The 9828-nt window shown below is 75.3% G+C and carries 7 protein-coding genes; 2 read left to right on the forward strand and 5 right to left on the reverse strand.

Features of this window, described 5'->3' with window-relative positions:
- Positions 1 to 153: 153 nt before the first annotated feature.
- Both ACFYSC_RS29435 and ACFYSC_RS29440 read left to right on the forward strand, forming a co-directional pair.
- Positions 154 to 1008, forward strand: coding sequence for a PAC2 family protein (locus ACFYSC_RS29435; protein WP_362937204.1), 855 nt, complete (start codon positions 154 to 156; stop codon positions 1006 to 1008).
- 285 nt (positions 1009 to 1293) lie between these two features.
- The gene (locus ACFYSC_RS29440; RefSeq protein ID WP_389968163.1) at positions 1294 to 1899 is read left to right on the forward strand and encodes a hypothetical protein; all 606 of its coding nucleotides are present in this window, start codon (positions 1294 to 1296) and stop codon (positions 1897 to 1899) included.
- 111 nt (positions 1900 to 2010) lie between these two features.
- On the opposite strand, the gene ACFYSC_RS29445 is transcribed toward ACFYSC_RS29440, so the two are convergent.
- The 5 genes from ACFYSC_RS29445 to ACFYSC_RS29465 all read right to left on the reverse strand — a co-directional run bounded on the left by ACFYSC_RS29445 (position 2011) and on the right by ACFYSC_RS29465 (position 9737).
- The gene (locus ACFYSC_RS29445) at positions 2011 to 3117 is read right to left on the reverse strand and encodes a uroporphyrinogen-III synthase (RefSeq protein ID WP_389968413.1); all 1107 of its coding nucleotides are present in this window, start codon (positions 3115 to 3117) and stop codon (positions 2011 to 2013) included.
- A gap of 152 nt (positions 3118 to 3269) precedes the next feature.
- A complete protein-coding gene (gene nirD, locus ACFYSC_RS29450; RefSeq protein WP_389968165.1) occupies positions 3270 to 3683 on the reverse strand; it encodes a nitrite reductase small subunit NirD in 414 nt (137 codons plus the stop codon).
- 92 nt (positions 3684 to 3775) lie between these two features.
- Positions 3776 to 6256: a nitrite reductase large subunit NirB gene (gene nirB, locus ACFYSC_RS29455; protein WP_389968167.1), complete on the reverse strand. Its 2481-nt coding sequence runs from the start codon at positions 6254 to 6256 to the stop codon at positions 3776 to 3778.
- Positions 6253 to 7731, reverse strand: coding sequence for an FAD-dependent oxidoreductase (locus ACFYSC_RS29460; protein WP_389968169.1), 1479 nt, complete (start codon positions 7729 to 7731; stop codon positions 6253 to 6255). Before ACFYSC_RS29460 ends, nirB begins: the two co-directional genes overlap by 4 nt.
- Positions 7728 to 9737 (reverse strand): molybdopterin oxidoreductase family protein, encoded by a 2010-nt coding sequence (locus ACFYSC_RS29465; RefSeq protein ID WP_389968415.1) that lies wholly within the window; start codon positions 9735 to 9737, stop codon positions 7728 to 7730. Before ACFYSC_RS29465 ends, ACFYSC_RS29460 begins: the two co-directional genes overlap by 4 nt.
- Positions 9738 to 9828 lie beyond the last annotated feature (91 nt).

Here is a 9828-nt window from a genome sequence, read left to right on the forward strand (position 1 = left end):
GGGGGGACCCGGCCCCGGCGCGGGGTCTGGGGGTGCTGCCCCCCCCCCCCCTGTCGTTACCCCGCCGCCCGCCCCGGCGTGGGCCCGTTGGGGGCACCCCGCGCGGGGCGGCCCACCCACGAAACAGGACCTGGGCGAGGAAGGAGGCCGCGCGTGATCGAACTCGAAGGTCTACCCAAGCTCGTCGACCCGGTGCTCATCGCCGCGTTCGAGGGGTGGAACGACGCGGGCGAGGCCTCGAGCGGAGTGATCGCGCATCTCGAGAACGAGTGGAAGGCCACACCGCTGGTCTCCTTCGACCCCGAGGACTACTACGACTTCCAGGTCACCCGCCCGATCGTGGAGATGGGCGACGGGCTGACCAGGTCGATCACCTGGCCGACCACCCGGCTGCTGGTGGCCCGGCCGCCGGGGGCCGACCGCGACGTCGTACTGCTGCGCGGCATCGAGCCCAACATGCGCTGGCGCACGTTCTGCCAGGAGATCACCGATGTCTGCCGTCACGTGGGGGTGGAGCTGGCGGTGCTGCTCGGCGCGCTGCTCAACGACTCCCCGCACACCCGGCCGGTGCCGATCGTGGGCTCGGCGAGCGACGAGGACCTGGCGCGGGCGATCAACCTGGAGCTGAGCCGCTATGAGGGGCCGACCGGCGTCGTCGGCGTGCTCCAGCACATCCTGGGGGAATCCGGGATACCCGCGGTCTCGCTGTGGGCGTCGGTGCCGCACTACGTCGCCCAGCCGCCCAACCCCAAGGCCACCCTGGCGCTGCTGCGCCGCATGGAGGACCTGCTCGACATCCCGATGCCGCTGGGTGAACTGGCCGAGGAGTCCAGGGCGTGGGAGCACGGCGTGGACGAGCTGGCCTCCCAGGACAGCGAGGTGGCCGAGTACGTCAAGGAGCTGGAGGAGCGCAAGGACGCCGCGGAGCTGCCCGAGGCCAGCGGCGACGCCATCGCCGCCGAGTTCGAGCGTTACCTGCGCCGCCGCGACCGCGACGGCGACGGCTGAGACCCCGGGAGCGGACACGGCCCCGGGCTGCGGCCCGGGCCTGCGGGCCCCGCCCCTCCCGGGCGTCCCTGGGAGAACACTCAGCGCATCGTTACCGTTACTCCATCCCCGGCGCCTCCACGCGGGTCCATAATCGGCCCCACCCGGTTCGGCTGCGGACCGTCCGCCGGGTGACCGCTGTGTAACGATCAGACGACCCGGAGGGACACAGCTCCGTGAACTCCGGTGAACGACCCCTCCCCCACGCCGCACATTGTCCGGGTGACTGCGCACGTTAGGGCAACCATGGCGACTCCCCAGCTCGACCCCCGTCGGCTCGACCCCTACCAGAAGGCCCAGGAGACGCGGCGCCGCGTCCTCGAGCTGGCCGGGCTGATGAAACGCGAGGACGGCGAGAACGCCGCCTCCTCCCCCCGCGCGGGCGGCGCCGCCCCCGGCCAGGCGGTCGACATGTTCCTCGCCCTGCTGCAGGACCGGCTGCCGGTATGGCTGCGCATCCTCGACGACCTGGCGCACCTGGTCGGCCGGGGCGAGGTCGGCGGCAACCTGCTGCCCGTCGCGCGGGCCGGCATCGACTACTACGTCGAGGTGCAGTCGGCGGCGCTGCCGGTCTTCAGCTCCCCCTCCGTCACGGTGCGCTTCCGCGAGGCGCTGCGCGACTCCACGCTGGGGCCGATGGCGGAGGTGGTGCCGCTGACCGCCTACCTCGCGGCCGAGCAGCGCGCGGGCCGGATCTCCTCCGGTGTGGACCCGATCGCCAGCGCGCGCCTGCTGCTGGCCGGGTGCTTCCGCCACGCCTACTACGAGATGCTCGTCGGCACCGACCTGCTGCCCTCGCGCGACGCCGCGGCCGGGGAGATCGTCCGGGAGCTGAGGCTGGACCCGTCCTGAGGCCCGCCCGCTCCGGCGGTCCCGCCCGGCCGGGGTACGGCGCGAGCCCCCGGCGCCGCCCCCGCCGCCCCCGCCGTCCGGCGCCGCGGCCTCGGAGGGGGCGGAGCGGCGTCAGGCGGCGCGGTCGCAGGCCAGGCGGTAGCCGCGCTTGATGACCGTCTCGACGATGCCGGACCGGCCCAGCGCCCGGCGCAGCCTGGTGACGGCCATCTCGACGGCGTGCTCGGCGGAGTCGCGGGACGTGGCGCCGGGCAGCACGGTGCGCAGCTCCGAGCGGGCCACCACGTGGCCCGGTTTGACGGCCAGGCGCTTGAGCACCGCCATCGGGGCGGGCGGCAGCGTCCGCAGGCCGCCGTCCACGGCGACGGCGTGCCCGCGGATCTCCAGCTCGCAGCCGGCGGCGACCAGGCGGGTGACGCCGTGCTCGGGCAGGTGCCGGGCGAGGGCGCGGGCCAGCGCGCCCAGCCGGGGCCGCTCCGGGCACACCACCGGCACGCCCCTGGCCAGGAGGGGTCCGGCGGTGACCTGGCCCACGCAGGCCGCGACGACCGGGCCGGCGAACGCGGCGACGAGCGCCTCCTCCAGTCCCTCGGCGCGGGCCGCGGCGAGCATGGCCAGCACGGCGGGGGCGCTGGTGAAGGCCACCGCGTCCACCGCCCCGGTGACCGTCTGGCTGATCAGCCGGCGCAGGGGCGAGGGGTCGCGGTACGGCAGCCAGCGGTAGACCGGCACCTCGACGACCTCCGCCCCGGCCGCGCGCAGCTCCGCCACGAAGCCGGTCAGCGGCTCGCCGTGCAGCTGCACGGCGACACGGCGTCCGGTGAGGTCCTGGGTGAGGAGGTGGCGTTTGATCTCCTCGCACGACTCGGAGGGCGCCGTCCAGTGGTCGTCCAGCCCGGCGGCCCGGACCGCGCCGCGCGCCTTGGGACCGCGGGTCAGCAGCCGGGCGCGGGTCAGGTGGTCCGCCAGGTCGCCCGACAGCCCCCAGCCCTCGGCGGCGGCCATCCAGCCCCGGAAGCCGACACCGGTGGTGATCACCACGTCGTCGATCGGACCGGACAGGGCCTCCCGGGTCGCGGCCAGCAGGTCGGCGTCCTCCTCCAGGGGGACGAGCCGGATCGCCGGGGCCCGCACGACCCGCGCGCCGCGCCGTTCCAGCAGGGCGCAGAACTCCTCGCGCCGCCGGGTCGCGGTGACCCCGACGGTGAACCCGGCCAGCGCGTCGGGCGCGGTCTCGGGGGAGGTGACGGTGCGGCCCCCGAGTGTCCCTCCCCGGCCCGGGGCGTGCTCCGCGTCCGTCCCCGCTCCGAGGGCGTCGTGCTCCGTGCCCGCCCCGGTCCCGGCGTGTCCCGGGGTCACCGCGGTCCCGGTCACGGAGCGCTCACCTCCACCGCGCCGTCCGCGAGCCGTACCGGATAGGTCGGCACGGTCACCGCCGGGTCGTCGAGGCAGACCCCGGTGACCAGGGAGAACGCCTGCCGGTGCATGGGCGAGATCACGACGGGCGAGCCGCCGCGGGTGCCGACGATCCCACGGGAGAGGACCTGGGCGCCGCTGAACGGGTCGTGGTTGCCGATCGCGAACAGCTCGCCGTCGAAGGTCCGGAACAGCGCGATCTGGTGGCGGCCGACGAGCGCGCACACCCCGCGTTCGGGCAGCAGGTCGGTGTAGGCGCACACCGGCGTCCAGCGGGGCGCCGCGTCCTCCCCCGACGGGGCCGCGGGCGGGGTCCCGGACGGGGCGGCGGGCGGAACGGCGGACGGCGTCTCGTGCAGAACGGTCATCGGCTGACCTCTCCTTCGGTTCGGACGGATCTTCCGGGGCGGCGGCCCGGCGCCGGAGGCGGAGGCGGGGCGGCGCGGTGTCGGGCGCGATGTCAGGAGCGGACCGCCTCCAGCGGGATGAGGACGGGCTTGATCTGGTCGCGTTCGGGCTCGAAGGCGATCGACGGGTCGGGGGTCTGCGGGGCGTTGACGAAGGAGACGAAGCGCCGCAGCTTGTCCGGGTCGTCGAGGACGGCGCGCCACTCGTCGGCGTAGGAGGCGACGTGCCGCTCCATCTGGGCGTCGAGGTCGGCGCAGATGCCGAGGGAGTCCTCCAGGACGACCCGCCTGACGTGGTCGAGGCCCTGCTGCTCCAGCCACGCCGAGGTGCGCTGGAGCCGGTCGGCGGTGCGGACGTAGAACATCAGGAACCGGTCGACGACGCGGACGAGCTCCTCGGTGTCCAGGTCGGCGGCGAACAGGTCGGCGTGGCGGGGGGAGAACCCGCCGTTGCCGCCGACGTAGAGGTTCCAGCCCTTCTCGGTGGCGATGATCCCGAAGTCCTTGCTCCGGGCCTCGGCGCACTCGCGGGCGCAGCCGGAGACGGCCGACTTGATCTTGTGCGGTGAGCGCAGGCCCCGGTAGCGCAGCTCCAGGGCGATGGCCAGGGCCGCCGAGTCCTGCACGCCGTAGCGGCACCAGGTGGAGCCGACGCACGACTTCACCGTGCGCAGCGCCTTGCCGTACGCGTGGCCGGACTCGAAGCCGGCGTCGACCAGGCGCCGCCAGATGAGCGGGAGCTGCTCGACCCGGGCGCCCAGCAGGTCGATCCGCTGCCCGCCGGTGATCTTGGTGTAGAGGCCGAAGTCGCGGGCCACCTCGCCGATCACGATCAGTCTCTCGGGGGTGATCTCCCCTCCGGGGACGCGGGGCACCACCGAGTAGGTGCCGTTGCGCTGGATGTTGGCCAGGAAGTGGTCGTTGGTGTCTTGCAGGGCGGCCTGCTCGCCGTCGAGGATGTGGCCGCCGCCGAGCGAGGCGAGGATCGAGGCGACGGCGGGCTTGCAGACGTCGCAGCCGCGGCCGGTGCCGTGCTCGGCGATGAGTCGGGAGAAGGTGGTGATGCCGCGCACCCTCACGATGTCGAACAGCTCGGCCCGGCTGTGCGTGAAGTGCTCGCACAGGGCGGTGGAGATCTCGACGCCCGCCCCGGCCAGGATCTTCCGCAGCGCCGGGACGCAGCTGCCGCAGGTCGTCCCGGCGCGGGTGCAGGACTTGACGCCCGCGACGTCGGTGAGCCCCTCCTCGGCGATGGCGGCGCGGACCCGCCCGGCGGTGACGTTGTTGCAGGAGCAGACCTGCGCGTCGTCGGGGACGTCGATGTCGGCCGGGCCGCCGGTGAACAGCAGCTCGCCCGGCGCGGCCGGCAGGTCGCGGCCGACGAAGGGCCGCAGCGTGTCGTACGGCGCGGCGTCGCCGACGCAGACGCCGCCGAGGAGGGTGCGGGCGTCGTCGCTGACCAGGAGCTTCTGGTAGACGCCGCCGACGGGGTCCATGAAGGTGACGTCCAGCGCGCCCTCGGCGGCGCCGAACTGGGCGACCTCCACGCCGAGCAGTTTGAGCTTGGTGGAGGTGTCGGCCCTGGCGAAGGCCGCCTCGCCGCCGAGGACGCGGTCGGCGGCCACCTCGGCCATCGTGAAGCACGGCCCGGCCAGGCCGTAGACGACGCCGTCGTGCAGGGCGCACTCGCCGACGGCGTAGATCGCGGGGTCGGAGGTGCGCATGCCGTCGTCGACGACGACGCCGCCGCGCTCGCCGACCGCCAGGCCGGCCCGCCGGGCCAGCTCGTCACGCGGCCGGACGCCCGCCGAGAAGACCACCACCTGGGCCTCGATCGTCTCGCCGCCGGAGGTGACGAGACCGGCGACCCGCCCGTCCGGCCCGGCGACGACCTCCTGGACGCCGGTCCCGGTGTGGACGGCCAGGCCCAGCGCCTCGATGTGGCGGCGCAGCACGGCGCCGCCGCCCTCGTCGACCTGCCGGGGCATGAGCCGGCCGGCCATCTCCACGACGTGGGTGGTCAGGCCGAGGCCGCGCAGCGCGTCGGCGGCCTCCAGCCCCAGCAGACCGCCGCCGACGACCACCCCGGCGCGGGCGCCGGCGCAGGCGGCCCTGATCGCGTCCAGGTCGTCGATCGTCCGGTAGGTGAAGCAGCCGGGCAGGTCGCGGCCGGCGACCGGCGGGACGAAGGGGCTGGAGCCGGTGGCCAGCACCAGCGTGTCGTACGGCTCGGCGCGGCCGTCGGCGGTGGTCACCGTGCGGGCGTCCCGGTCGATCCCGGTGACCGGGTGGCCGAGCCGCAGCTCGACGCCCTCGGGCACCGGGTAGGTGAGGTCCTCGGCGCTGCGGCCGGACAGGTAGGAGGTCAGCGCCACCCGGTCGTAGGCGGCTCTCGGCTCCTCGCCCAGCACCGTGACGCGCCCGGCGAAGCCGCCGGCGGCCAGCGCCTCGGTCAGACGCGCGGCGGCCGGGCCGTGTCCCACCACGACGAGCCTGGTCCCGGCTCCGGCGGGGAGATGGTCGGAAGATCTCATGCGGGTATGCCCTCCTGCTCGCACAGCCAGCCGACGATGCCCTCCACGGCGTCGCGGCAGCTTCCGCAGCCGGTCGTGGCGCGGGTCGCGGCGACGACCGCCGCGACGTCCCTCGCGCCCGACTCCCAGCAGCTCCGGATCTGTCCCTTGGTGACGTTGTTGCACTGGCAGACGCGCGCGGCGTCCGGCATCCGGACCGGGCTGTCGGCCTCGGTGCCGCCGTCGAGGCCCGGGAACAGCAGCCCGGCCCGGTTCGCGGGCAGCGGGCCTCCGTGGTCGAACATCCGGGTGACGGTGCCCACCGCGGGCGTCTCACCGAGGAGGATCGCGCCGACCAGTCGGCCGTCGCGGATGACGAGCTTGCGGTAGGCGCCCCGGGCCCGGTGGCTGAACCGCACGATCTCGGCCTCGTCCTCGGTCAGGTGGGTCTCGCCCATCGCCGCCAGTTCCACGCCGCGCGCCTTGAGCCGCGTCACCAGCCGCGAGCCGCGGTAGCGGGCGGTCTTGTCCGCGGCGGTCACCAGGTCGGCGACCACGGCCGCCTGCTCCCAGGCGGGCGCGACCAGGCCGTAGACCGTGCCGTCGTGCTCGGCGCACTCGCCGATCGCGAAGACCGACGGGTCGCCGGTGCGCATCTCGTCGTCCACGACGACGCCGCGGGCCACCGCGAGCCCGGCGTCCCGGGCCAGCCGGGTCACCGGCCGCACGCCGCAGGCGAGGACCACCAGGTCGGCCTCGACGACCTCCTCCCCGAGCTCCGCGGGCTCCGCGAGCTCCCCGGCCTCCCCGGGCCCGGACGTCCCGGCTCCGGGCGCCCCCGGACCGGCGGTGAGCCGTACGCCGCCGTCGAGGATCTCCCGGACGGTCACGCCGGTACGGATCTCCACGCCCAGTCCGGCGAGGCTCTCGCCCAGCACCAGCCCGGCCTCGGCGTCGAGCTGGCGCTCCATCAGATGGCCGGCCAGGTGCAGCAGCGTCACCGGCAGCCCGCGCCCGGCCAGGCCGCGGGCGGCCTCCACGCCGAGCAGGCCGCCGCCGACGACCACCGCGCGCCGCGCCGTACTGGCCGCGTCGAGGATCGCCTCGCAGTCACCCAGCGTCCGGAACGCCACGGCCCGCTCCGCGCCGGGCAGCGGCGGCACCACGGCCTCGCTGCCGGTGGCCAGCACGAGCACGTCGTACGGCTCGCGACGGCCGCAGGCGGTCCGCACCTCCTGGGCCTCCCGGTCGATCCCGGTCACCTCGACGCCGGGCAGGGCCGTCACCCCGTGGTCGGCGTACCACTCCGCGTCCAGCAGCCGCACCTGGCCGGGCGTCATCGTCCCGGCCAGCACGTTCGACAGCAACGCCCGGTTGTAGGGCCGCCCGGTCTCGGCGCCGAACACGGTGATCCGGATGTGCGGGTCGCGGGCGCGGACCTCGCTCACCAGGCGCGCGCCGGCCATCCCGTTGCCCACCACCACCAGCCGGGTCACGCGGCACGCTCCAGGCGGACCGCGCAGACCTTGAACTCCGGCATCCGCGACACCGGGTCCAGCGCCGGGTTGGTGAGGAGGTTCGCCCCCGCCCAGTGGAACGGCATGAACACCGTGTCCGGGCGGATCGCCGGGCTGACCCTGGCCACCGCCTCGGCCGTCCCCCGGCGGCCGACCACCCGCACCCGGTCTCCGGACTCCACCTCCAGCCGCTCGGCGAGGTCGGGGTGCAGCTCCACGAAGACCTCCGGGGCCGCCTCGTTCAGCGCGGCGATCCGCCTGGTCTGGGCGCCGCTCTGGTAGTGCGCCAGCACCCGGCCGGTCGTCAGGTACAGCGGGTGGTCGTCGTCGACGTCCTCCTCGGGCGGGCGGTGCTCGACCGGCGTGAACCTGGCGCGGCCGTCGGGGGTGGCGAAACGGTCCAGGAACGGCCGGGGCGTGCCCGGGTGGGCGGTGTCCGGGCAGGGCCAGAACACGCCCGTCTCCGCGGCGATCCGCTCGTAGGTGATGCCGGAGTAGTCGGCGATCCCCCCGGCGGAGGCCCGCCGCAGCTCGTCGAAGACCTCGCGCGGCTCGGCGGGGAAGCCCTCCGGGCCGCGCAGCCGGGCCGCCAGGCCCCCGAGGATCTCCAGGTCGCCGCGGACCCCGGACGGCGGAGCGACGGCCCTGCGGCGCAGCAGCACCCGGCCCTCCAGATTGGTCATCGTGCCGTCCTCCTCGGCCCACTGGGTGCTCGGCAGCACGACGTCGGCCATCGCCGCCGTCTCGGACAGGACGAAGTCGGAGACGACGAGCAGGTCCAGTGAGGCGAGCCGCTCGGTGACGCGCCCGGCGTCGGGTGCCGAGATCACCGGGTTGGAGCCGAACAGCAGCAGCGCCCGGGGGCCCGCGGCGGTGCCGAGGGCGTCCAGCAGCTCGTAGGCGGACCGGCCGGGACCGGGCAGCTCGGCGGGGTCGATCCCCCACACCGCGGCCACGTGGGCGCGGGCGGCGGGGTCGTCGATCCTGCGGTAGCCCGGGAGCTGGTCGGCCTTCTGGCCGTGCTCACGGCCGCCCTGGCCGTTGCCCTGGCCGGTGACGCAGCCGTAGCCGGATCCCTCGCGGCCGGGCAGCCCGAGGGCGAGGGCGAGGTTGATGAACGCGCTGACGGTGTCGGTGCCCTTGGCGTGCTGCTCGGCGCCGCGGCCGGTGAGGACCATCGCCCGGCGGGCGTCGCCGAGGATCGCCGCGGCCTGGCGCATGCGGGCGACGGGCACGCCGGTGATCCTCTCCACCCGCTCGGGCCACCAGGCGGCGGCCGAGGCGCTCACCCGCTCGAACCCGGTGGTGCGGGCGGCGACGTACGCCTCGTCCACGTGCCCCTCGGTGATCACGAGGTGCAGCAGGCCCATGGCCAGCGCCAGGTCGGTGCCGGGGACCGGCTGCAGGTGCAGGTCGGCCCGCCGGGCGGTGGCGGTGGCCCGGGGATCGATGACGATGAGCCGGCCGCCCCGCTCCTGCATCGCGGTCAGGTGCCGCATGAACGGCGGCATGGTCTCGGCCATGTTGCCGCCGGCGACGAGGATCGCGTCGGCCTCGGCCAGGTCGGTGATCGGGAACGGCAGGCCGCGGTCCATGCCGAAGGCCCGGTTGGAGGCCGCGGCGGCCGAGGACATGCAGAACCGGCCGTTGTAGTCGATCTGGCTGGTGCGCAGCACCATCCGGGCGAACTTGCCGAGCTGGTAGGCCTTCTCGTTGGTGAGCCCCCCGCCGCCGAACACGGCCACGCCGTCGGGGCCGTGTTCCGCCTGCACCGCGCGGATCCGCGCCGCGACGGTGTCGAGCGCCTCCTCCCAGGTCGCGGGCCGGCCGTCCACGAGCGGGGTGGTGAGGCGGCGGTCGCGGCCCAGCAGCTCCCCGGCGGTCCAGCCCTTCTGGCACAGCCCGCCGGCGTTCGCCGGGATGTCGTGCCTCGGGGTGATCGTCACGACCGGCCCTTCGGCTCCCCCGGTTCCGGCGACGTCCATGCCGCACTGCAAGGCGCAGTACGGACAGTGCGTCGGGGTGCTCACGGCGACGCTGCGCGTCGCGGCTCGGGGGCTCTTGAACCGGTGTCTT

The sequence above is a fragment of the Streptosporangium sp. NPDC004379 genome (assembly GCF_042873875.1).
Classification (GTDB): Bacteria; Actinomycetota; Actinomycetes; order Streptosporangiales; family Streptosporangiaceae; genus Streptosporangium.